The sequence below is a fragment of the Pseudomonas fluorescens group sp. genome, from assembly GCF_020093335.1.
GTDB lineage: Bacteria > Pseudomonadota > Gammaproteobacteria > Pseudomonadales > Pseudomonadaceae > Aquipseudomonas > Aquipseudomonas petroselini.
This window is the reverse complement of sequence record NZ_JAIOKW010000008.1, coordinates 148,737-172,146: the sequence shown is the minus strand read 5'-3', so window position 1 is coordinate 172,146 and position 23,410 is coordinate 148,737. Positions and strand designations below refer to the sequence as shown.

The 23,410-nt window shown below is 56.6% G+C and carries 21 protein-coding genes and 4 tRNA genes; 20 read left to right on the top strand and 5 right to left on the bottom strand.

Annotation, left to right across the window (positions count from 1 at the left end):
• Positions 1–163 precede the first annotated feature (163 nt).
• From K7431_RS12035 to K7431_RS12020, 4 genes are all read left to right on the top strand, one after another.
• Positions 164–823, top strand: coding sequence for a transglutaminase-like domain-containing protein (locus K7431_RS12035; protein ID WP_012723131.1), 660 nt, complete (start codon positions 164–166; stop codon positions 821–823).
• Between the two features lie 57 nt (positions 824–880).
• Complete coding sequence (locus K7431_RS12030) at positions 881–1,498, top strand: glutathione S-transferase family protein (protein WP_012723132.1); 618 nt, start codon at positions 881–883, stop codon at positions 1,496–1,498.
• A gap of 135 nt (positions 1,499–1,633) precedes the next feature.
• A complete protein-coding gene (locus K7431_RS12025; RefSeq protein ID WP_012723133.1) occupies positions 1,634–2,566 on the top strand; it encodes an ABC transporter ATP-binding protein in 933 nt (310 codons plus the stop codon).
• A complete protein-coding gene (locus K7431_RS12020; RefSeq protein ID WP_012723134.1) occupies positions 2,563–3,342 on the top strand; it encodes an ABC transporter permease in 780 nt (259 codons plus the stop codon). The genes K7431_RS12025 and K7431_RS12020 overlap by 4 nt, the downstream gene beginning before the upstream one ends.
• 131 nt (positions 3,343–3,473) lie before the next feature.
• Here the strand turns inward: K7431_RS12020 and K7431_RS12015 are convergent, their stop codons facing one another.
• Positions 3,474–4,013, bottom strand: coding sequence for a TetR/AcrR family transcriptional regulator (locus K7431_RS12015; protein WP_012723135.1), 540 nt, complete (start codon positions 4,011–4,013; stop codon positions 3,474–3,476).
• Between the two features lie 91 nt (positions 4,014–4,104).
• On the opposite strand from K7431_RS12015, the gene K7431_RS12010 reads away from it, so the two are divergent.
• The 4 genes from K7431_RS12010 (at position 4,105) to K7431_RS11995 (ending at position 8,847) form a co-directional block, all read left to right on the top strand.
• Entirely contained in the window at positions 4,105–5,298 is a 1,194-nt protein-coding gene (locus K7431_RS12010) for an MFS transporter (RefSeq protein ID WP_043205041.1), read from the top strand.
• Between the two features lie 45 nt (positions 5,299–5,343).
• Positions 5,344–5,655 carry a cupin domain-containing protein gene (locus K7431_RS12005; RefSeq protein ID WP_012723137.1) on the top strand — a complete coding sequence of 104 codons (312 nt, stop codon included), beginning with the start codon at positions 5,344–5,346 and terminating at the stop codon, positions 5,653–5,655.
• A gap of 107 nt (positions 5,656–5,762) precedes the next feature.
• A complete protein-coding gene (locus K7431_RS12000; protein ID WP_012723138.1) occupies positions 5,763–6,911 on the top strand; it encodes a TDT family transporter in 1,149 nt (382 codons plus the stop codon).
• A gap of 67 nt (positions 6,912–6,978) precedes the next feature.
• On the top strand, positions 6,979–8,847 hold the full coding sequence (locus K7431_RS11995; protein ID WP_012723139.1) for an MFS transporter: 1,869 nt from the start codon (positions 6,979–6,981) through the stop codon (positions 8,845–8,847).
• A 110-nt stretch (positions 8,848–8,957) separates the two neighbouring features.
• Here K7431_RS11995 and sugE read toward each other — a convergent pair whose 3' ends face one another.
• The 3 genes from sugE to rdgC form a co-directional block, all read right to left on the bottom strand.
• Complete coding sequence (gene sugE / locus K7431_RS11990; protein ID WP_010211634.1) at positions 8,958–9,272, bottom strand: quaternary ammonium compound efflux SMR transporter SugE; 315 nt, start codon at positions 9,270–9,272, stop codon at positions 8,958–8,960.
• Positions 9,273–9,378: 106 nt separating this feature from the next.
• Positions 9,379–10,344: a bile acid:sodium symporter family protein gene (locus K7431_RS11985; protein WP_012723140.1), complete on the bottom strand. Its 966-nt coding sequence runs from the start codon at positions 10,342–10,344 to the stop codon at positions 9,379–9,381.
• Between the two features lie 139 nt (positions 10,345–10,483).
• Entirely contained in the window at positions 10,484–11,404 is a 921-nt protein-coding gene (gene rdgC, locus K7431_RS11980) for a recombination-associated protein RdgC (RefSeq protein ID WP_012723141.1), read from the bottom strand.
• Between the two features lie 159 nt (positions 11,405–11,563).
• Between rdgC and K7431_RS11975 the strand changes: the two genes are divergently transcribed.
• The 11 genes from K7431_RS11975 (at position 11,564) to tnpA (ending at position 21,731) form a co-directional block, all read left to right on the top strand.
• Positions 11,564–11,639 (top strand) — tRNA-Val (locus K7431_RS11975).
• 19 nt (positions 11,640–11,658) lie between these two features.
• A tRNA-Asp gene (locus K7431_RS11970) sits at positions 11,659–11,735 on the top strand.
• Between the two features lie 176 nt (positions 11,736–11,911).
• Positions 11,912–11,987 (top strand) — tRNA-Val (locus K7431_RS11965).
• 19 nt (positions 11,988–12,006) lie between these two features.
• Positions 12,007–12,083: transfer RNA gene (locus K7431_RS11960), tRNA-Asp, on the top strand.
• Positions 12,084–12,316: 233 nt separating this feature from the next.
• A complete protein-coding gene (locus K7431_RS11955) occupies positions 12,317–13,630 on the top strand; it encodes a tyrosine-type recombinase/integrase (RefSeq protein WP_012723142.1) in 1,314 nt (437 codons plus the stop codon).
• Between the two features lie 649 nt (positions 13,631–14,279).
• Complete coding sequence (locus K7431_RS11950; protein ID WP_043205043.1) at positions 14,280–15,623, top strand: metallophosphoesterase; 1,344 nt, start codon at positions 14,280–14,282, stop codon at positions 15,621–15,623.
• The gene (locus tag K7431_RS11945) at positions 15,620–16,654 is read left to right on the top strand and encodes a GTPase-associated system all-helical protein GASH (protein WP_012723144.1); all 1,035 of its coding nucleotides are present in this window, start codon (positions 15,620–15,622) and stop codon (positions 16,652–16,654) included. Before K7431_RS11950 ends, K7431_RS11945 begins: the two co-directional genes overlap by 4 nt.
• Before the next feature lie 53 nt (positions 16,655–16,707).
• The gene (locus tag K7431_RS11940) at positions 16,708–17,709 is read left to right on the top strand and encodes a TRAFAC clade GTPase domain-containing protein (protein ID WP_043205044.1); all 1,002 of its coding nucleotides are present in this window, start codon (positions 16,708–16,710) and stop codon (positions 17,707–17,709) included.
• Positions 17,706–18,554, top strand: coding sequence for a TRAFAC clade GTPase domain-containing protein (locus K7431_RS11935; protein ID WP_012723146.1), 849 nt, complete (start codon positions 17,706–17,708; stop codon positions 18,552–18,554). Before K7431_RS11940 ends, K7431_RS11935 begins: the two co-directional genes overlap by 4 nt.
• A 7-nt stretch (positions 18,555–18,561) precedes the next feature.
• On the top strand, positions 18,562–21,177 hold the full coding sequence (locus tag K7431_RS11930) for a GAP1-N1 domain-containing protein (RefSeq protein WP_012723147.1): 2,616 nt from the start codon (positions 18,562–18,564) through the stop codon (positions 21,175–21,177).
• A 221-nt stretch (positions 21,178–21,398) separates the two neighbouring features.
• Positions 21,399–21,731: an IS66-like element accessory protein TnpA gene (gene tnpA, locus K7431_RS11925; RefSeq protein WP_012723148.1), complete on the top strand. Its 333-nt coding sequence runs from the start codon at positions 21,399–21,401 to the stop codon at positions 21,729–21,731.
• A gap of 74 nt (positions 21,732–21,805) precedes the next feature.
• On the opposite strand, the gene K7431_RS11920 is transcribed toward tnpA, so the two are convergent.
• Positions 21,806–22,846: a hypothetical protein gene (locus tag K7431_RS11920; protein WP_012723149.1), complete on the bottom strand. Its 1,041-nt coding sequence runs from the start codon at positions 22,844–22,846 to the stop codon at positions 21,806–21,808.
• Between the two features lie 112 nt (positions 22,847–22,958).
• On the opposite strand from K7431_RS11920, the gene K7431_RS11915 reads away from it, so the two are divergent.
• Positions 22,959–23,222, top strand: a complete 264-nt coding sequence (locus tag K7431_RS11915) for a hypothetical protein (protein ID WP_012723150.1) — start codon at positions 22,959–22,961, stop codon at positions 23,220–23,222.
• Positions 23,223–23,410 lie beyond the last annotated feature (188 nt).

Genomic DNA, 23,410 nt, shown 5'->3' with positions numbered 1-23,410 from the left:
AACCACCAGGGAGCTTAGTCGGCATCCGAGCAAGCGGGGTGATCAGGGTGTTACAAGTTGTACTGGGAGCACCTGGCAGCAGGCGCCGACATTTGGCCGAATCGTCGTTATCTCTGTGGCAGACCTGTCGTTAAACTCCAGGCTTCCCCCGGAGATCACGCTCATGGATACGTACCTGAGTCCCAGCCGCTTCATCGATAGTGACCACCCTGCGGTGGTGGAGTTCGCCGAAAAACATCGCGGAACCCGCGCGGCTGCAAGTGACCAGGCAGTCAGCCTTTACTATGCCGTGCGTGAGGCGATTCGCTACAACCCCTACACCTTCAGCCGTGATCCCGACACCTTGAACGCCAGCTTCGCCCTGGCCACCGGCGAAAGCTATTGTGTGCCCAAGGCCACCTTGCTTGCCGCATGCGCCCGCCACTGCGGCATCCCGGCGCGCATCGGCCTGGCGGACGTGCGCAATCATTTATCGACGCCGCGCCTGCTCGCCTTGCTCAAGAGTGATGTGTTCGCCATGCACGGCTACACCGAACTGTACCTGCATGATCGTTGGGTCAAGGCCACGCCCGCGTTCAACCAGCAACTGTGCGATGTGTTCGATGTACCGCCGCTGGCGTTCGACGGGATCAACGACAGTGTCTTCCACGCGTTCAACCGCCAGGGCCAGCGTTCGATGGAATACGTCATCGACCACGGGCAATTTCCTGACGTGCCCGAGGCGTTTTTCTTCGCCCATATCCGGCAGTGTTACCCGCACCTGTTTGCCGAGGACATGCCGACCCTGCTGGGTGATCTGCAGAGCGATTTAAGCCGCGCGTGAACCGGCGTATGCTGCTGCGTTCATCCAGCCATGTTCATCAACAATAAAGGCGCGGTCATGCTGAAAATCTGGGGTCGTAAAAATTCATCAAACGTCAGGAAAGCACTGTGGTGCGCCGAGGAACTCGGCCTGGACTATGAAGCAATTGATGCGGGCGGGGCTTTTGGTGTGGTCGACACGCCGCATTACCGGGCGTTGAACCCCAACGGTCGGGTGCCGATGATCGAGGACGGCGACTTTGTGCTGTGGGAGTCCAACACCATCGTGCGCTACCTCTGCGCCAAGCAGGCTTCGAGCTGGTATCCCGGTGACCTGAAGGACCGCGCCAGCGCGGAAAAGTGGATGGACTGGACCACCTCGACCTTCGCTGAACCGTTCAAGACCGTGTTCTGGGGCGTGCTGCGCACCCCCGCGGAAAAACAGAACTGGGACAGCATCCACGCCGGTCGCCAGGCCTGTATCGATGTGCTCAAGACGGTTGACCAGGCACTCGCCACACAGCCGTATCTGTCGGGTGAAGAGATTGGCATGGGCGATATCCCCTTGGGCAGCTTCATCTACGCCTGGTTTGAAATGCCTATCGAACGGCCTGCAATGCCCCATCTAGAGGCCTGGTACCAGCGCCTGCAACAACGGCCGGCCTACCGCAAAGCGGTGATGACTGCGTTGACTTAATACCCACTATTAATACGGGTGACTGTACTTGTGCGGCGCGGGCAAGCACCATGCCCGTCATGCGCCGCCGTTGAACTACCTGGGCTGCGCCCTCATCTACTCTTTCTATTCCCTTCTTTTGGTGCGTAATCCGATATGAGTTCCGCTCTGTCCATCCGGCAGCTAACCAAAACCTACGGCAACGGTTTCCAGGCCCTGAGTGGTATCGATCTGGACGTTGCCGAAGGTGACTTCTTCGCCTTGCTCGGCCCTAACGGCGCCGGCAAGTCCACCACCATCGGTATCCTCTCCACGCTGGTCAACAAGACCAGCGGCACGGTGAATATCTTCGGCCATGACCTGGACAAATCCCCGGCGGCGCTCAAGCGTTCGATCGGCGTGGTGCCCCAGGAATTCAACTTCAACCAGTTTGAAAAGACCTTCGATATTGTTGTGACCCAGGCGGGCTACTACGGCATCCCGGCGAAAGTTGCCAAGGAACGCGCCGAGCAGTACCTGACCCAGTTGGGCCTGTGGGACAAGCGCGATGTGCCTTCGCGTTCGTTGTCCGGCGGCATGAAACGCCGCCTGATGATCGCCCGCGCACTGGTGCACGAGCCGCGCCTGTTGATCCTCGATGAGCCCACCGCCGGCGTGGACATCGAGCTGCGCCGTTCGATGTGGACCTTCCTCACCGAGTTGAACGAGAAGGGCATCACCATCATCCTCACCACCCATTACCTGGAAGAGGCTGAGCAGCTGTGCCGCAACATCGGCATCATCGACCACGGCACCATCGTCGAGAACACCAGCATGCGTAACCTGCTGGGCCAGTTGCATGTGGAAACCTTTTTGCTCGACCTGAAGAACAACCTGTCGGTGCCGCCGCAATTGCTCGGCTACCCGAGCCGTCTTGTCGACAGCCACACCCTGGAAGTGCAGGTGGACAAAGCCATGGGCATCACCGCGTTGTTTACGCAGTTGGCGACCCAGAACATCGAAGTGCTGAGCCTGCGTAATAAAACCAATCGCCTTGAGGAGTTGTTCGTGTCCCTGGTGGAGAAAAATCTGGCGAAGGTGGCGGTATGAGTTCCGAACTGCAACCCAACCTCGTCGCGCTGCAAACCATCGTTTACCGCGAAGTGAAACGCTTTACCCGGATCTGGCCGCAGACCCTGCTGCCGCCCGCGATCACCATGGTCTTGTACTTCGTGATCTTCGGTAACCTGATCGGCCGGCAGATCGGCGACATGGGTGGCTTCACCTACATGGAGTACATCGTGCCGGGCCTGATCATGATGTCGGTGATCACCAACTCCTACGGCAACGTGGTCTCCAGCTTCTTCGGCAGCAAGTTCCAGCGCTCCATCGAAGAACTGATGGTGTCGCCGGTCTCGCCTCACACCATCCTGATCGGCTACACCTTGGGTGGCGTGCTGCGTGGTTTGATGGTCGGCGTGATCGTGACCCTGCTGTCGCTGTTCTTCACGCACCTGCAGGTGCATCACCTCGGGGTCACCATTCTGGTGGTGGTGCTGACGGCGACGATCTTCTCGTTGCTGGGCTTCATCAACGCCGTGTTTGCCCGCAACTTCGATGATATTTCGATCATCCCGACGTTCGTGCTGACGCCGCTGACCTACCTGGGCGGGGTGTTCTACTCCATCACCCTGCTGCCACCGTTCTGGCAGACCGTGTCGCTGGCCAACCCGGTGTTGCACATGGTCAACGCCTTCCGCTACGGCATCCTGGGCGTGTCGGACATCAAGATCAGCGTGGCGATCACGTTCATGTTGGTGGCGACCGTGGTGCTGTACATCGGCTGTGCGAAGCTGCTGGTGAGCGGGCGCGGGATGCGTACCTGACTCAACGGATGTACGCGGTCAAAAATGTGGGAGTGGGCTTGCTCCCGATAGCAGTGGATCAGTCAGTGCATGAGTGACTGACAGATCGCTATCGGGGGCAAGCCCCCTCCCACATTTGTATTGGCGTAACGTCAGGAATTGAGTGCCAGTTCGATCAGCCCATGCAGCGCTTCCACCGTCAGCGGCTCGGTCGAGAACAGAATGCGAAACACTGTGGGCGCTGCGATCAGGTTGATCAAATGGTCCACGTTCGGTGGCGCCGGCTCCGGATAGCGATCGACAATCGCCTGCAACTGCCCACTCAAGATGCTCACGCAGTACCCCGGCGTGATCATGCACTGCAGGTCGCGCATCATGTTGCGCCCCGGCTCCGAACTCATTTCATCTAGGTATTGCTCGGCCCAGGCCTGCAAATCGCCGCGCAGGCTGCCGGTGTTGGCCGGCTCGCTGTCGGGTCGCATGCGTGCCAGGGCCACGTCCGCGAGCAGCACCGAGAGGTCGCCCCAGCGTCGGTAGATGGTCGACGGTGTGACGCCTGCGCGCGCGGCAATCATCGGCACGGTGACGCTGGAACGCTCATGGGTTTCCAGCAGTTCACGCACCGCCGAATGGACGGATTCTTGTACCCGGGCACTGCGGCCCCCCGGGCGAAGGCCTTCTTTTATCGCCATGTTTGTGACCTTAACACAAAGAATTTGCTTTAAGCGCTGACGGGTAGCACACTCTGCAAAAGCAAAATCTTAGCTTTAGCGGAGCGTGTGCATGTCCAGTCCTGTTTCCCATCGTTCCAGCCTGGTGTTCCTCGCGATCACCTTGCTGACCTTCCTGGCCGCTTCCAGCGCGCCGACGCCGTTGTACCACCTGTATCAGGAAGGCCTGCATTTTTCGGCGGGCATGCTCACGCTGATTTTCGGTGTCTACGCCTTGAGTCTGCTGGCGGCGCTGTTGACCGTCGGTTCATTGTCGGACCACCTGGGGCGCAAGCCGGTGATTTTTGCCGCACTGGTCCTGGATATGCTGGCGATGCTGCTGTTTATCCACGAAGACAGCGTGGCCTGGCTGATTGCCGCGCGGACCTTGCAAGGGTTTGCCACCGGCATGGCCACCGCCGTGTTGGGCGCGGCACTGCTCGACACCGATCGCCAGCAAGGCCCGCTGGTCAACAGCGTGGCACCGCTTCTGGGTATGGCGTGCGGGGCGATGGGCAGCAGTTTGTTGGTGGAGTTCGCGCCATTGCCGACCCAGTTGATCTATTGGACGTTGCTGGCCTTGATGCTGTTGCAGGCCCTCTATGTATGGCGCCTGCCGGAAACCGTGGGCCGTATCCCCGGTGCTCTGGCGTCGCTGCGTCCGACCTTGCATGTACCGCCCCAGGCGCGCCGGGCGTTGTGGTTGTCGTTGCCGGTGGATGTGGCGGTGTGGGCGATGGGCGGGTTCTACCTGTCCCTCGCGCCGTCGCTGGTGCGGGCGGCCACCGGGTCGACCTCCAACCTGATCGGTGGCGGCCTGGTGGCGGTGTTGACCCTGAGCGGCGCACTGATGATTTTTACCCTGCGCAATCGCCCGGCCGATAAGGTATTACGGCTCGGCGCCGGGTTGCTGGCCATCGGGGTAACGCTGATCCTCACGGCGGTGCACAGCGCCAGCCTGCCATTGTTCTTCATCGCCACCCTGATCGCCGGCAGTGGCTTTGGCGCGGGTTTCCTCGGCGCCTTGCGCAGTGTGGTGCCGCTGGCGTTACCCCATGAGCGGGCAGGCTTGATGTCGGCGTTCTATGTGCTGAGCTACCTGGCGTTCTGCCTGCCCTCATTGTTGGCGGGGAACCTGATTCGCAGCTTTGGCCTGATCGCGACCACCGACGGCTACGGCGCAGTCCTGATCCTGTTGTCCCTCGGTGCGTTGATCGCATTGCTGCTGCAGGATTCGGCGCGGGTCAGGGCGACGACAGGCGGCTGATGGGTAATAATCGGTGCTCCGTATTGGCCTGATCGAGATTCAAGCATGAAGATCATCCGCAGCAAGGACTTCACCGGCAGCCGTGCCTGGGAAGCGCTGGACATCGCCACTATGAATGGCATCACCACGCGCCTGCACTGGACCGACCAGCCCTATCGCTGGCATATCAATGACGGCGAAGAAGTGTTTGTGGTGCTGGATGGCCGGGTGCACATGCATTACCGCGATAATGGCTTCGAACGGGTGGCGGAGTTAGAAGTCGGAGACATCTTCTATGCCAGTGTCGGCACCGAGCATGTGGCCCATCCCCAAGGGCAGGCGCGCATTCTGGTGATCGAATGCGAAGGCAGTGTTTGACGCTATATTGGCAAAGTAGATAACAGATAGAGATATTACCCGTTATATAGATATTCGATACGGTTCTACCATGGTCTCAACCTCATGCGAGGAAGAGGATTGCCATCATGACCTGCTCGAATACCCTCAGCTATAAGCCTTTCAGTCACCTCACCCGTCCACGGGAAGTGATCCGCCAGTTCACACCGAACTGGTTTGCCGCCACCATGGGCACCGGCGTGCTGGCGCTGGCCCTGGCGCAACTGCCGGTCCCTCTGCCAGGCGTGCACGCCATCGCCGAAGCGCTGTGGTTTTTCACCCTAGGCCTGTTTGTGCTGTTCAGCGGGTTGTACGCAGCCCGTTGGGTGATGTTTTTCCACGAGGCGCGGCGGATTTTCGGGCACTCCACGGTGTCGATGTTCTTCGGCACTATCCCCATGGGGCTCGCGACGATCCTCAACGGCTTGCTGTTATTCGGCCTGCCGCGCTGGGGTACCGATGTGATACCGCTGGCCGAGGCGCTATGGTGGTTGGACGTGGCCATGGCCGTGGCCTGCGGCGTGCTCATCCCGTTCATGATGTTCACCCGCCAGGAACACAGCATCGACCAGATGACCGCCGTCTGGCTGCTGCCCGTGGTCGCCGCCGAAGTCGCCGCCGCCAGCGGTGGGCTGCTGGCACCGCACTTGGCGGACGCGCATTCGCAGCTGGTGATGCTGGTGACCAGCTACGTGCTGTGGGCGTTTTCCCTGCCGGTGGCGTTCAGCATCCTGACCATCCTGATGCTGCGCATGGCCTTGCATAAACTGCCTCACGCCAATATGGCCGCGTCGAGCTGGTTGGCGCTGGGTCCCATCGGCACGGGGGCGCTGGGCATGTTGCTGCTGGGGGGCGATGCGCCGGCGATCTTCGCGGCCAATGGCCTGCCGGGTGTCGGTGAAATAGCCAACGGCCTCGGGCTGGTGGCGGGCATTGCGCTGTGGGGCTTTGGCCTGTGGTGGATGCTGATCGCGGTATTGATCACCCTGCGTTACCTGCGCGCCGGTATCCCGTTCAACCTCGGCTGGTGGGGGTTTACCTTCCCACTCGGGGTGTATGCCCTGGCCACGCTCAAACTGGCGAGCCTGTTGCACCTGGCGTTTTTCAGTGTGTTCGGCAGCGTGCTGGTGGTGGCGTTGGCGCTGATGTGGCTGATCGTCGCCAAGCGCACCGTGCAGGGCGCCTATAAAGGTGAGCTTTTTGTTTCACCGTGCATTGCGGGACTAGCGAATAAGTAAGCAGGATTAGGTAAAGTCGTGGCCTGAATGCTTTTACAAAAAAATAGGCCACGCAGGAACACGGACGATGAGCCACCCCTCGCAATTCACTTTGCTGCGCACACGGCGTTTCCTGCCGTTCTTCATCACCCAGTTGCTGGGGGCTTTCAACGACAACATCTTCAAGCAATCGCTGATCCTCGCCATTCTCTACAAGCTCACCCTCGACGGTGACCGCTCGATCTGGGTCAACCTCTGTGCGTTGCTGTTCATCCTGCCGTTCTTCCTGTTCTCGGCCCTGGCCGGGCAGTTTGGCGAGAAGTTCAACAAGGATGCGTTGATCCGCGCGATCAAGATCGGCGAGATCGTGATCATGGCCGTCGGCGCGACGGGCTTCCTGACCAACCACCTGGAACTGATGCTGCTGGCGCTGTTTGCCATGGGCACGCACTCGGCACTGTTCGGCCCGGTGAAGTACTCGATCATGCCCCAGGCGTTGCACGACGATGAGCTGGTCGGTGGCAACGGCCTGGTGGAAATGGGCACGTTCCTGGCGATCCTGGCCGGCACCATCGGCGCCGGGATCATGATGTCGTCCACTCATTACGCACCGGTGGTGTCCGTGGCGATTGTCGGCGTGGCGGTGTTGGGTTACCTGGCCAGTCGCAGCATTCCGCGCGCGGCGGCGTCGACCCCGCAACTGCGCCTGAACTGGAATATCTTCAGCGAATCCTGGGCCACCCTGCGTCTGGGCCTGGGGCAGACGCCAGCCGTTTCGCGCTCCATCGTCGGCAACTCGTGGTTCTGGTTTGTCGGCGCGATCTACCTGACGCAGATCCCGGCGTACGCCAAAGAGTGGTTGTACGGCGACGAGACGGTGGTGACGCTGATCCTTACCGTGTTCTCGGTGGGTATCGCGCTGGGTTCGATGCTCTGCGAAAAACTCTCCGGCCGTAAGGTCGAAATCGGCCTGGTACCGTTCGGTTCATTCGGCCTGACCGTGTTCGGTCTGTTGCTGTGGTGGCACTCCGGCGGTTTCCCGCAGAACGTGCAGGCCAACGACTGGCTCGCCGTGCTCAGCTACGGTCAGGCCTGGTGGGTGTTGTTCGATATCCTCGGCCTCGGTGTGTTCGGCGGTTTCTATATCGTGCCGCTGTATGCGCTGATCCAGTCGCGTACCGCCGAGAACGAACGCGCGCGCGTGATCGCCGCCAACAACATTCTCAATGCGCTGTTCATGGTGGTCTCGGCCATCGTGTCGATCCTGTTGCTGAGCGTGGCCAAGCTGTCGATCCCGGAATTGTTCCTGGTGGTGTCGCTGCTCAACATCGCGGTCAACACCTACATCTTCAAGATCGTCCCCGAGTTCACCATGCGTTTCATGATCTGGCTGCTCAGCCACTCCATGTACCGCGTGGAGCATCGCAACCTGCAGGCAATCCCGGACGAAGGCGCGGCGTTGCTGGTGTGCAACCATGTGTCGTTTGTCGATGCATTGCTGATTGGCGGCGCGGTGCGTCGGCCGATTCGCTTTGTGACGTACTACAAGATCTATCGTTTGCCGGTGCTTAACTTCATCTTCCGCACCGCTGGGGCGATTCCGATTGCGGGGCGCAACGAAGACATCCAGATCTACGAAAAAGCCTTCATGCGTATCGCGCAGTATCTGAAGGAAGGGGAGTTGGTGTGCATCTTCCCGGAGGGCAAATTGACCGCCGATGGCGAGATCAACGAGTTTCGCGGTGGCGTAACGCGGATTCTGGAAGAGACGGCGGTGCCGGTGATTCCGATGGCGTTGCAGGGGTTGTGGGGAAGTTTCTTCAGTCGCGATCCGAAGAAGGGCTTCTTCCATCGCATCTGGTCGCGGGTGGTGTTGGTGGCGGGTGAGCCGGTGGATGGGCCGACACCTGCCAGGTTGCAGGAGTTGGTCGGTGGGTTGCGGGGGAGTGTCAGGTAGTGTTGGTTTTGGCTATACCGGCCTCATCGGGGGCAAGCCCCCTCCCACATTTTGATCTGTGAATACATTCAAACGGTGGGAGAGGGCTTGCCCCCGATGGCGGTAGTGGCTCAGGTGCTGATCTTGAGCCCTATCAGCCCACAAATGATCAACGCCACACTGGCCAGTCGAAACAACGCCATAGACTCGCCAAACAGGATAATCCCGGCAATCACGGTGCCTACCGCGCCCACGCCGGTCCAGATGGCATAGGCGGTGCCGAGTGGCAGTTCCTTCATGGCCAGCCCGAGCAGGCCGAGGCTGACGGCCATGGCGGCAATCGTCAGGGCGGTGGGCAGCGGCTTGCTGAAACCGTCGGTGTACTTCAGGCCGACGGCCCAGCCGACTTCAAACAGACCCGCAAAAAACAGAATGATCCAGGACATGATGACCTCCTAATATTAGGTGGGGTCGTCCCCGGATTAGGCGCTTGAGAGCGTCGCGGGGTCGTCCCCGCGAAGCCCGGTAGAGTGCCGAAAAGTGCTCGGCTGATCAAGTTTGTGGCGTGTTCTCCAGGGCCCGACGGTCTTCCTTTTCGCTCATGCGACGGAAGTAGGTCGACAGCAACGCCCCGGAAATATTGTGCCAGACGCTGAACAACGCACTCGGCACCGCCGCCAGCGGTGAAAAGTGCGCACTGGCCAGCGCGGCGCCCAGCCCGGAGTTCTGCATGCCCACTTCCAGTGCCAGCGACTTGCGCTGCGCCAACGGCAGCTTGAACACGCGGCCGGTGAAGTAACCCAGCAGGTAACCGAAGCTGTTGTGCAGCATCACCACGGCCATGATCAACAGGCCCGACTCGGCGATCTTCGCCTGGCTGGCGGCGACTACCGCCGCGACGATGATCACGATGCTCACCACCGACACCAGTGGCAGCACGTCTACCGCGTGGCGAACCCGATCACCGAGCACGCGTTGTGCCAGTACACCGAGCACGATCGGCAGCAGCACCACTTGCAGGATCGACCAGAACAACTCCATGAACGACACCGGCAGCCAGGCCGAGGCCAGCAGCCAGATCAACGCCGGGGTGAGCAGCGGGGCGAGGAGGGTGGTGACGGCGGCGATGGCCACCGACAGCGCCAGGTCGCCCCGGGCCAGCCAGGTCATCACGTTGGACGAGGTGCCGCTTGGGCAGCAACCGACCAGGATCACACCGACGGCAATTTCCGGCGGCAAGTGAAAGGCCTGGCACAGCAACCAGGCCACGCCCGGCATGATCACAAAATGTGCGACCACGCCCAGCGCCACGCGCCATGGATGGCGGGCGACTTCGGCGAAGTCATCGAGTTTGAGCGTCAGCCCCATGCCGAACATCACCAGGCCCAGCAACGGGACGATGGCGCTTTTGAGGCCGATGAACCAACCGGGTTCGAGGAAGGCGACGACGGCGAAAATCAACACCCAGTAGGCGAAGGTGTTGCCGACGAAGCGGCTCAAGGCGGCGAGTGCACGCATGGGGGTGTCCTTTGTTGTTGGATTGAATCAAATGTGGGAGGGGGCTTGCCCCCGATTGCAGTCTGTCAGTCATAGGTGTTTTAACTGACAGAACGCTATCGGGAGCAAGCCCCCTCCCACATTTTGATTTTCACATGGTTTAGATGCCCTGCGGCGTCTCTTCACCGCCCAGCGCTTCAACCAACGCCGGCAGGAAGTCGCCGAACGTCAGCATCATCAGGGTAAAGCTCGCGTCCAGTTGGCCCAGGGCTTCTTCACCGCCGTCCTGTTCCGCCTGGTCTTGCAGCAGGTCTTCGAACTTCAGGCGCTTGACGGTCATCTTGTCGTCGAGCATGAAGGACAGCTTGTCCTGCCAGGCCAGGGACAGTTGGGTCACGACTTTGCCGGTGGTCAGGTGCAGCTGGATTTCTTCGCTGGTCAGGTCCTGGCGCTTGCAACGCACGATGCCGCCGTCTTCGTGGGTGTCGCGCAGTTCGCATTCGTCGAGGACGAAGAAGTCATCGGCCGGTTTCTGGGTGGTGACCCAGTCGGTCATGATCGCTGTCGGTGCGGTTTTCACCGTCAGTGGGCGAACCGGCAGGGTGCCGATCACTTCACGCAGGGTCGACAGCAGGTCTTCGGCGCGTTTCGGGCTGGCGGAGTTGACCAGGATCAGGCCTTGTTTCGGCGCGATGGCGGCGAAGGTCGACGAACGACGGATAAAGGCGCGCGGCAGGAAGGCCTGGATGATTTCATCCTTGATCTGGTCGCGTTCCTTCTTATAGACCTTGCGCATTTGCTCGGCCTCGATCTCTTCGACTTTCTCTTTGAGTGCGTCACGCACCACGCTGCCCGGCAGGATGCGTTCTTCCTTGCGCGCGGCGATCAGCAGGAAGTCACCGCTGACGTGAACCAGGGGAGCGTCTTCACCTTTACCAAAAGGTGCGACGAAACCGTAAGTGGTCAACTCCTGGCTTGCACAAGGGCGCGCCAGTTTGGTGGCCATGGCCGCTTCCAACGCCTCGGCATCAACAGGCAGATCTTGGGTCAGGCGATAGATAAGCAGGTTCTTGAACCACATGGGGTGAGTCTCTCCTTTATACAAAGGGGGGCATTATTCTCTTGATCACGCCCCAGGCCAACCCTGCCTAAGCCATTGGAAGCTATCAAAAAAAAGATTTAAGAAAGTGCTTGCCAGACCCTGGGTCGCTCCGTAGAATGCGCGCCACACCGAAACGAAGGGTGATTAGCTCAGCTGGGAGAGCATCTGCCTTACAAGCAGAGGGTCGGCGGTTCGATCCCGTCATCACCCACCATTCGCTTCATGTGTTACGCGCAGCGGTAGTTCAGTCGGTTAGAATACCGGCCTGTCACGCCGGGGGTCGCGGGTTCGAGTCCCGTCCGCTGCGCCATATTCGGTTACCTGGAACGCTGAACGCCAGGTCACCACAGAAAGCCCGCTCAATGAGCGGGCTTTTTGCTGTCCGGGATATGGAAAAAATCGCGCGGTAAACTTTTTTTAAATAAAGTACATTTAAATCAAGACATTACGATTTTTTGGTGTATGATGCGCCCACACCGAAACGAAGGGTGATTAGCTCAGCTGGGAGAGCATCTGCCTTACAAGCAGAGGGTCGGCGGTTCGATCCCGTCATCACCCACCATTCGCTTCACGTGTTACGCGCAGCGGTAGTTCAGTCGGTTAGAATACCGGCCTGTCACGCCGGGGGTCGCGGGTTCGAGTCCCGTCCGCTGCGCCATATTTGCTTCCACTAAGGCCCACTGAACGCCTGGAAGCCACGGAAATAGCGGCCTTGAGCCGCTTTTTTCGTTTTCTGAGTTCCACTGGAATCCATCTCCAGCCACGGTTTTTAAGTACACATTTAAGTACACCGCTTGCACAGCCTTTTACGATTCCTTGCGCATCAACTTTCGTATTGGTTCGTCTACCGCTGGGTTGTATTCCCCTCCTTGATGCAAAAGGAGGTGTCTGATGGCTCTGACAGATACAGCGATCAAGCAAGCCAAGCCCGCCAGCAAGCCTTATACGTTAACTGATGGGGATGGCTTATCGCTGCAGGTGCCCACGACGGGTTCGAAGCGCTGGCATTTCCGTTTCTATTGGCATGACAAACAATTGCGTATTTCCCTTGGCACCTATCCCGACGTGAGTCTCAAGGAGGCTCGTCGGCGGAGAGAGGCTGCGCGTGCGCTGGTGGCCAGCAATATCGATCCCCGATCGCATCGTCGCGCCGAGCGCCAGAAAGCCTCTCGCGCCGTCAAAAACACGTTTGAAGCGGTTGCTGATCGCTGGCATGAGTTCCGAAGTAAAAAGCTAACGAAAAGTAAGAAGGGCAGTGCAGGGCAAGCCAGCAAATACCTGAAGAAGGACATGCTGCCGTGTTTGGGCGATCTTCCGATCGCGGATATTTCTCGTGGTGACGTGCTGGAGCTCATTAGACGAATTGAGCGCAGAGGCGCGCTAGTCTCTGCTCGAAAGGTGCGCACCTGGCTCAACCAGATCTTTCGTTTCGCTATGGCGGAAGGGCTTATTGATGTGAACCCAGCAGCAGACCTTGATATCGTTGCCGAGACGCCGCGGCCAGTCCGCCATAATCCCTTCCTCCAAGTAAATGAACTTCCAGGATTGCTCAGGACCGTCACCCACTATGAGGGTGCAGAAAAGACACGGCTTGGTATTCGTCTACTGCTGCTGACGGGCGTGCGTACAGGAGAGCTACGGGCGGCGACGCCAGACCAATTCGACTTCGACAAGGGGATCTGGCGGGTGCCGCCGGAGGGTGTGAAGCAGCTCCGAAATCGTGTGCGAACACAGGGAAATGAGATTCCACCTTATGTGATTCCGCTGTCTACTCAAGCAATTGCAATTGTGCAACGGCTGATGCAGTTAAGGACGCGCGGTGCACGGTATCTGCTGGTTCACCGATACGAACCGCAGGAAATGATCAGTGAAAATACCCTTAACACCGCGATTAGCCGGATGGGTTACAAAGGGAGGCTCACCGGTCATGGCATCAGGGCCACCATCTCAACGGCGCTCAACGAGGTTGGCTTTGTAGAAGAATGGATTGAGGCGCAGCTTTCCCACGCTGATTCGAACCAAATTCGGGCTGCGTACAATCATGCAGAATACGTCGAGCCGAGACGTAGGATGATGCAATACTGGGCGGATTTATTAGATGCACTAGAGGTCGGTGTTCCGCCGCCTACGCCCGGAGCATACATGCCGCAGATCGGCCGAGCTCCAACGGATTTTCTGAGAACGCAGCGGGAATCTGCTAATTAGTAGTATGGGGTGCTAGGGGTCGAGTGTTCGAATCACTCCGTCCCGACCATATATTTCAATGACTTAGCCCAATCTGAAAAGATTGGGCTTTTTCATGTCTAAACAAATACTCCCACATTTACTCCCACGAATATTTTGGATCTGGGTAGCGTTGCCATCCGGAAGGCGCAATTGTGTTCTGATCTCGTGTCCGGAGGCTCCCCGTGCCAAGGCAATGCTCTGAAGTGACAAGTGCGTTCGTCAACTGTATTGCCCATATCGAAGGTCCGCGAGGCGAGCACCGGAGGATGGGTATTGGCGGGGTGATAGTCTCGGTTGCTGCTGAGGTGATTCAGACAATCGCTCAGGTTCCGGCAGAGGCATTAGGTATCACGCGGTTTCAGTGGCGTGACGGGGAGAGGGCTGATCAAGCGTGATCCCACTCAGGGAGCCGCAACCATCAGCAGCAACCACGGGTGGACGTGGGTATAGCATTTTGCTAGCTTCGATTCATTTCCCGTTATTCCCTGAGTGGCCTTTTCGGCGTCGACTGACTCGTTTTACCGCTCTGTTGGGTACAAGCAAGTACCGCCCAGGGTCGAGGTCGCGCGCAAGGACAGTCTTCCAGCCCCTTTCACATCAGTTGCGTGAGGCAAACAAGGAGTTCAGTTTGGCGGCCGTATTTATCCACCTCTCCGATATTCACTTCGGACAAGAAAAAGCTAGCAGCATTCGAATAGTCAACGAGGACGCTCGCAGGCAGTTGATCGAAGATGCGGCCGCACACGTGGCAACACTACCTACCAGAACGGCTTCGGGCATCTTAGTGACCGGAGACATCGCATATGCGGGCAAACGTCATGAGTATGACGCAGCTGGATTGTGGCTTGATGAACTTGCCTCCCGGGTTGGTTGTACGGCGGCTGATATTCAAATGGTCCCAGGAAATCACGATGTCGATCGAGATCAGATCAAAGGATTGACTGAAATGATGCTCGCGGCGATCGGTAACGAAGGTGAAGCGAAGCTGGATGACTTTCTTGAAGAGGCGGTGGCAAGAGAGGTCCTTTATCTTCGCTTTGAAGAGTACCGACGCTTCGCCGACGCTTACCAGTGTCCGCTCGACTGCAGCGGCAATAGCAGTGCAGAGCGTAGGGTGGAGCTCGCTGATGGACGAGCGATTCGCTTTGTCCGACTAAACTCCGCTTTGATTTGTTCGAAGCGTAAAGACGAAAAGGGAAATTTGCTTCTGGGAGCCCGCCAGCGGGTTATGAATGAGGCGATCGGCGAAGAGCTGGTGGTGCTAACTCATCATCCCCTTGATTGGTACGCCGACTCGGCTGAGACCAAGAGGTTCTTAAGAAGCCGAGCTCGAGTTTTCATTTCCGGCCATGAGCACCTGGCAGCAGTAGATGTCCAAAACGTAGAACCTGGGCGCGACCTCATGATGCTTGCTGCTGGAGCTACGACACCTGATAGCTTCGATGACACCTACACTTATGCTTACAACATTATCCAGTTTGACTGGGATGAGAACGACGATGCTCTTGCCGTGACACTGTACGCCCGAGCATGGAACGACGACATGAAGCGGTTCGAGTCAGACGATGTGCGTCTTGGTGGGCATGGGCAACGAACCGTTTTAGGTTCGCCCAATTTTCTTAAGGCAACAAGGCCTTCCATCGGCACCAGGGTCAAAACAGGCCAGGACGTGGAGCCGGCGTCGGTCGAGATTATCTTACCGCCAGAGGAAGAGATGACCGGCAGCTCGCGCGTTGATGAGACGGAGTATCAGAATCTCCATTTGCGTTTCTTCCGCGATCTTACAGAGGGCGAACGACTTCGTATTTTGGTGGGGCTTGACGCCGTACCTAATGAAAATATGGATCATTTTACTCACGAGACGGAAAGTAAACTTTTCCGAAATATCGCTAAAATGAATCGTTTCGATCAACTGCGCGAAAAGGTGGAAGAAGCCCTCACCAAGCGTAAAACCAACAAGGACAATCAATGAGCAACATGGCCGAATATGCTCGTATTTTTGATACTGGTACTGACGACGGATTGGTGGAGAAACGATTAAAAGCTGTAGCTGAAATCAAAGCGTGGTTTGAAAGTCTCACCCCGGATTTGGCCATTAGTACGGCGAGTCGTATTTCTTCCTCATTCGGCACCAGCGCATGTCTTCCCGATGAAATTGCAGCTATTGGTGAAGAAAAAATTCAGCGGCATGCTGTCTCATTTGTTCGGTCCGCTAATCCAGATGATCTGCAAATCAAGGTGGTTTTGGCAGTCGCCGCAATCGACGTTTTTCAAAGTGTCACTGCTAAAAGCGGCGGGACTTCGGTGGATGCTCTTGCGGCGGCCTTCTGGTCAGCCCTTGCGTTTCAGCGCCCTCTTGAATTGGAGAAGGTTGAACGCCTTCGTCAAGACTTGCTGACAGCCAGCCGCACACATGTGCTGAAAATTGCCGATGCCGCGCGTGCGCGGCAGACGGTGCCTTCAATCGGTCTCGTGTCCATCAGTCAGGATTCAACACAGCCGTCTAGAGTCAATAAAGCCTTTAGCCAGGCCGTAGAGCCAATGATCTCGGCGATGCGTGAAAATGCTGTACTCGACCGTGAAGAGCTGGACTTTATGTGGTGGCTCCTCTCCGGGCGGAGCGAGTTGCTGGACGAGCCGCTCGATAGTTTGCCGGGTGCAGTTCGCGCCGTCGCCGCCGGGTTGGATGGGGCGCTCAAATTGAGAAGACTTCCTGCGGACGCTCACCGCAACATCGTTCTGCGTAATATTGAGAATGGCGAACCGTTGTCACTCATGGAGCTTATCGAGCTTTTAGGTGAACGCCGTACTAAATTAGCCACAAATTTTGATTCGGTTAAGGCTGATGAATCCGCAGTATTTCCGCTTATGGCGGCGATTAAAACCGGGAGTACTGATGCTTGCGCCTCGGATGAAAAGAAGACCGCTTGGGAGTGGGGCGCCCGCGCGTTACTGGAGGGGGCAATTCAGCATTTGCGTAAAGGGACGGCTAACGGACTATGACCGAGCCAGTGTGTACAGTCCCTGAATGCACATACTCACAGACTGGGGTATGCATGCAGAGCTATGCCACGCTTGAGGAGTGCCCAGCTCATCACGCGTTGTTGTCTTTGACTGATGATCTGGATCTCCTGAGGGATGAGACGAGCACCGATTATGAGGGGCGGGCGGTCTCTGGAGATAAGGCAGGCTCTGGTCTCGGTGAGGCCGTCCTAGATGCGCCGACGAACAAGGCTCAGTTGCCACGCAGTGGCACACTTGGGCTAGCAGAGGCTGATCTGCTGATGAGCGAGAGATACGTCAACCTGATCGGCATTGTTGGTCTACCCGACGCCGGTAAGACAGCCTGCATTGCAAGTCTTTATTTGCAGCTGGCCCATGACTCCCTTGAGGGCTTCAGTTATGCAGACAGCATGACCCTCATGGCGTTTGAGGAGATTTCCCGCGGCTCACGACGCTGGAATGATGGCAGTCCTCCCCGACAGATGACGGTCCATACAGAACTGCCTGACGACAGGCAGGCGGGTTTTTTACATCTAAGGTTGCGGCGCAATTCGGACGCTTACAAATTCGATGTCTTGATGCCTGACCTTCCAGGCGAATGGTCGCGGAGCCTGATTCATAATGGTGATTCAGAAAGGTTCGCCTTTCTCAAGGCCGCCGAGGTCCTTTGGATTATGGTGAACGGTCGAGACTTCCTTGACGGTAAAACTCGCGAACTGGCCATCCATAGGACGACGAATCTATTCGAACGTCTTTCTTTAGTGCTCCCAGTCTCACGGCCAAAAATAATTCTTGTCGCCAGTTGGCGAGACAGCGGAAGCATCCCTGAGCAGGTATTAAAACGCGTGCAGGACTCGGGGGGAGAATTTGGTTTTAAGATTGAACTCGCTTCGATCGCATCTTTTTCTGAGAGCCACGAAGTAGCACCGGGTTCTGGTTTCGCTGAGCTAATTAGTCTGTCGCTTAAACCCTCAGAGCAAGCTCCAGATCCATGGCCTGTGGACCAAGTTTCGCATTCGCATCGGGCGTTTCTCAACTTCGGAAAGGATTTATGAACCGGAAGTCTATAATTCTTGTAGGTGGGCCTGACTCCGGCAAGAGTAATTACGTCGGGAGGCTTTGGGCCGCGCTGAAAGCTGGTAAAGGGCAACTGAAACGCGCAGGCATGCCGCAAAATATTGAGTATGTCGAAAGCATATGCGAAAACTTGCTTCAAGGAGAATTCGCTGGTCGAACGGATACCAATACTGAGCGCCAGGATTTTTGTGTACCGCTCAAACTCGAGCAGAGTAATAACCCTACTGAATTAATCGTCCCGGATTTCACAGGTGAGCTCTGGCGAGACGCGGTGAAAAACTCAGACATCCCACGTGAATGGTTGGACACGTTGGAGAGCGCTGAGGGTGCTCTGCTCTTTGTGCGAGTACTGTCGCCCCTGAACGTGCAGCCGCTAGACTGGGTGGCCACACGAGGTGCCCTTAGCTTCATCGGAGAGGGGAACGAGGAGGTAGAGCTGCCTACGCAAGTGATTCTCTGCGAACTCTTACGTCTCTTGCAGCAACGTCTCTCTGTTAGACCTGGTGGTGAGAAACCACGAGTGGCTGTTGTTGTAACTGCATGGGATAAGTTAGACGCTGCCAGCCAAGAAGCTGGTCCACAGGCCTATTTACGTAGACAATTTCCATTGTTTGCAGGGGCGCTGGAGGATGTTCAGCGAGTCGAGGCGCGAGTTTACGGGGTCACCATCGTGGGCGGTGATCTGCAGTACGATCTTGAGTTTCAGGAAAAGTATCAGAGTATGATCATGGCTGAGAGTGGTTCTGTTACTCTCGAGCGTGATGGCGCCTGGTATCAAGATGCTGATGTCACAATACCTGTAGCTTGGGCCATCGGCGTCTAATGGAATCATGACAATTTTAGATCAGCAGCTACATGGCTACCGAAACGGGCACCAGCTCCTCTCTTCCTCGGCCAAGCTGTCCAAGACCGATCAGGATTTGGTTGATCGTCTATCTGACGTGGCCGGACCGCTTCGACCTGGCGAGCATTTTGAACCCTACCTCACCTGCTATCCACTTCCCTCGGGATCGTACTACGTCATTGCACGAACGTGGCAGGACTTGGATGCGCCGAGAGCGGGTTGTGTTCGAACCCGCAGTTATTTCATTCCGATGCTGGATTGGACTAGCAGCGTTGATGTCCTAGCACTGGCTAGATCACTTACTCACGAAGGTCCCACCGCGCCCGCTAAGCGGGTTCATCTTGCTAGAGAAACTGGTACGTTTGCGCCAGTGGACGCCGCTCAATGCATCGAGTTGGTCGAAGCGTTGTTCCTTGAGGATCGTAAATCGATTGTCGTTTTCGACGCCTCTAAGCCGGAAGGAATTACGCTTCGGCTTCTGACAGCGTTATGGCCTTCCTTGCGAACAAGGTTCGCTGTCTCCACTTTTGCTCTATCACCTCGGTCCATCGGCAGCATGAGCTTTGACCTGGTGTTCGCACCTAAGGATGCCAGGTCTCGCTTCAGCGATTGGCCGGGCCGTCGCATTGATGGGCGCAATTCTGCTGAAGGCCGTCACCGCTGGTCTCGAAAAATCGTGCAGAGTGTATTTCAGGATCAGCCGCCTGTTCTGCTGAGCGACGACGTGTTGGGTGAGCTATCGACAGCGCAAGGAGGAACTGAGGCGGATTTGAGGATCTCTCTTCTCTGGAACGAGCTGTACGACAAGCTTGAAGTTTCACCGAACGCAGCATTGGGGCTGTTGGACATCGCCAATAGCCGATCTCCTCGCAATATTAAGGCAATTAAGCGGCTTGAGCCGGAACTCGGTCATGCGGCAATACGTGCCGCTGAATCGCTCCCATCCACCGACGCGTGGCGCTTTTTATTAGCCCTTACGGAAAAGCTGAATGGCGTACGGCTAAAACTTTCATCGGCCAAGGCTATCCGCAATGCGGCGATGAACTTAGCCACGAAGTCCCCGAGTGAGGCTATTCGCAGTGTCGAAATGCTTGCTAATGGTCGAGGTCGTAAGCTGCTCATTGGTGCGATTGGAGATGGACTAGCCCAGCGGTTTGACGCTGATGTTGCTGAAGGGATTGCCGCGCTTCAGCCGGCGAATGTACTTCAACTCCTATTGCTAAGCTCCCCGCTCTCTAAAGTGGCCCTAAAAGAATTTCCGAGCCTCTCAGAACCGCTTGCGTCGGCCATCGCTGACGCGTCGAAATCAACTCGTGATTTAGCGACGCGGCGTATTTTGAAGTACTTAGTCGAAGAGCTATATGCTCCGGCTGCACGACCCTTGATCGCTGAACTTGATGAAGAGGAACTGTTGGCAGAGACCAGCCTACTCTTTGAGGCAAACAGTCTCGCTGCTGAGAGCCTGCACCGGCCTCTGGCCGAAAGGGCAAAGGAAATAGGCGCGCTATCACCGTTACGCACCCTGACCGTTAGTTTTCCAGAGAGCGCTGGAGCCGATGCGCTCCTTACTCATCTTATAGCTCCAGTCAGGGAAGACCTCGAATGGGTAATGACTCATAGTTTGATCACGGATCAGAGACGGCTTCACTATGTATGCCGATTGCTGCAGTCAGCCAGTTCAAGTCAACTAAAGTCCATGGTTGGAGGTGTCAACGAAACTGATGTGTTCGACCTGCTGATGAAGGATCCTGGTGGAAACGTCGATACTGTTAAACGGGTCTTGGGCGCCAATGTTCTATCTGCGTCTTTAACGATCGATATGACGCTGCGTCTGCTGCCCTATGCAGGTGGTGATGACGTCGCAAGGCTGGCATCGCGCGCGGTGGAGGTCGTTCTGGGGCGCGAAGCGGGTGAGGTTGACAGTGCTGCGTTGGAATTGCTGCTTCAGACTGCTGGTGATTGCCTGGACGGGCGCAGAGCTATCTTCGTTGGGCTGAACAGGAAGGCATCGGCTGAGGTATTTGCTGCGCATTTATCAGCCTTCAATCGCTCGTCGAGTGAAGTTCGCCAGCGCATAATGTCGGCAATTCCCGAACTTGCTACGGCAATTATCGCGAGAGGGCGAATTGATTATCCGGAGTCGGCAGTATCGGACGCGGCCAACTTGCTTTGGGATTCTGGGACCCGCTACCAACGCGGATTTCTCGATGCTTCTGCGGCGTTAATGCCATTCCTACTACAAGCGAGACACGATCCTGTTTCGCCTCTGATAGCCGCTGCATTTCCTCCAGTTTACAAGCTGTTGATGAAGGACAATAACGCACCTGATTTCCTGAAGTTCTTTCTTTTCGTAGATTGGGACAAATGCAAAACTGCCCGACATCACTTGGTAGATGCATTCATGCATTCAAATTGGCGCGCTACGGACATAGCGCTGGCTGCCGCACGTGCAGGAGATCTCGACAAGATACTTCATCGTATCGCAGAACAAGCTGGTGGGGGACAGCGAATTTTAGAGATTAAACGCGATCTATTACTTATCCCCGATCCATGGTCAAACCAAATCCGAGGAGCATTGAGATTTCTGACTCGCGATGACTAGTTTCCAGATGGATCGAGTTTTTAGGTTTGTCAACTTCTCGAAGGGAACTGGTCAGAGCCCGGATTTTCTTTGGGCTTCCCTAACCTTGGCGCTTTGTTGAAGGTGGTGTGTAAGCCGGAAGTAAGCGTCCGGCCATGTCACCTTCAAAACTCCAGCATTAAGGGCGATGGTGTCCGCGTATTTTTAAGCGGACGCGATCACCCTTAATCGCCAGGATTTCCATGCGCCAACGAAGCTCTTATCCCAAACCGTTCAAAGCCCAGGTCGTTCAGGAATGCCTTCAGCCCGGGGCCACCGTTTCAAGCGTTGCCATCGCTCACGGCATCAACGCCAACGTCATTCGTAAATGGCTGCCGCTTTACCGGCATACCTCAGTTGCCGCGTTGCCTGCGTTTGTCCCGTTGAAGGCTCCGCCTAAGCGGCCGTCGGAGGCATCGGCGATCATCGAGATACCCGTTGGCGAACAAGCCATCGCAGTGAAGTGGCCAGTTTCCGATCCTGATGGGTGCTGGGAAATTGCAACCCATTTGACCAGCCATTTGCATTCGACTTGACCAGTCGTTTGCATCGGAAGTGACCAGGCATTTGCATTGGACTTGACCACTCGCCTAGCGAGTCATTTGAAAGGCTAAAGCAGCGGTACTGGTGGCACTGTCTGTGGCGCGCCATCGATGATGCACATCCATCCCCAAGTTCTCAGTGCCGACGTCTTCTTAAACTCCTCGACCAGCTCGGCCGCAATTTCCCCTATGTCCGTCCGCAACTCGAACTGAGGGCGCATTGCGTGCAAAACGTCAATTCCCATGTCCCCGGCAAGCAGCTTGCACATCAGCTTATTACGAAGCTTCCAAGGTAGGGCTTTTCCGCGCCTTTCCGGATGCTGGTAAACCATGGTGTTCAAATGCGCCGACGCGTGGATGTAGTCAGCGCTGCTCATCCAGATATGCAGATGGGCAGGCACTCCAAGGGGTAGGACGTTGAACACGAGCCAATCGATTAGGCCAACGGCAACACCGCGCGCTTGAAGCTCCATTGCCAGCATCAGAAGTACTTTGTGCAAGGTGCCTGCTGCCTTGATAGCAACGGTTTTTCGACCTAGGAGATCTGCTTCGACCACTATCGCGATCAACGCAGCGAGGGCATCCAAGCTTGCCCTGCGTTCGAGTTTTTCGAGTAGAACTTGAGTGATTGGTTCGCGCTGAACACTGTCCCAAATCATGTTGCTGGTGCTGCGATAAAGCACCAGTTGGACATCGGTATTTAACGCACGGAAGTAGCTGTCGAAGCTGATTTTCTGTTGCCGGGAGATCAGCTTCATCAAAGTCCATATGGGATGATTCAGGTCGCGGGACGATCCAGGTGCTAGCAGTTCCACCCTACTCAAGGTCTTGGCCTTGGGGGAGATCATTTTCTGTTCGTACCTAGACCACTTGCTTCGGTAATGCCGGATCGTGCCATTCGTATTTCTTCGAAATGACTCTTTTTCGAAATACAGCTCAAGGGCATAGGCAGTTTTGAGGCCTGTCCGCTGCCTCAGTCCTTCGAACCAGTAGCCCACTGCGAGCATTTCCACTGTGTTGCTTCGGGGGCGGCTATTTTCCGGAATTTGTTCGCGCAAGCTGCCTGCGAACTCCGAATAAATGTTTGCAATTCTCTTAAAATCAGACACTTAAAAATCCCCGAACGATCTTTGTACCGTAAAAAATGTAGAAGTCTTACGGCTGGAGCGCAAGGGGGCGGTTTATTACTATCAACTGTGACCAAACCGGACATTAAGTGCGATGCGCGAGCCCCTTGAAATCCAATTTCTGTCATTCGAATTAGAGCTCGACCTCAAACAGCGATATGGCCTGATGGTGGGTGGCAGCGCGCTGTGGAGAGAGTTGGGTTACACATCGTACGACGCGTTTCGTAAAGCTAAACAGCGAGGGACAATTGAGGTGCCGCTATTTGAAGTGCCTAATCGTCGGGGGTTCTTTGCTCTGTCCAAAGAGGTCGCTTGGTGGATTGCTACGCAGCGCTGCGCACGGCAGCAGGCCGTATGAACTAAGCATATGAGGAGTATCACAATGAGATCAGGATAGGAGCTAGCCGGTGGATTTGGAGCACAAAAAAGCCCAGGGGTGGAGCCCTAGGCTTTTTTGATGGTGTTAGGTTTCAGCCCTACGCGCCGTCATTCTGTGTTCCCTCGCGTTCGGCGTCAAGTCGATCACATTCCGTTTGTCTGCAATTT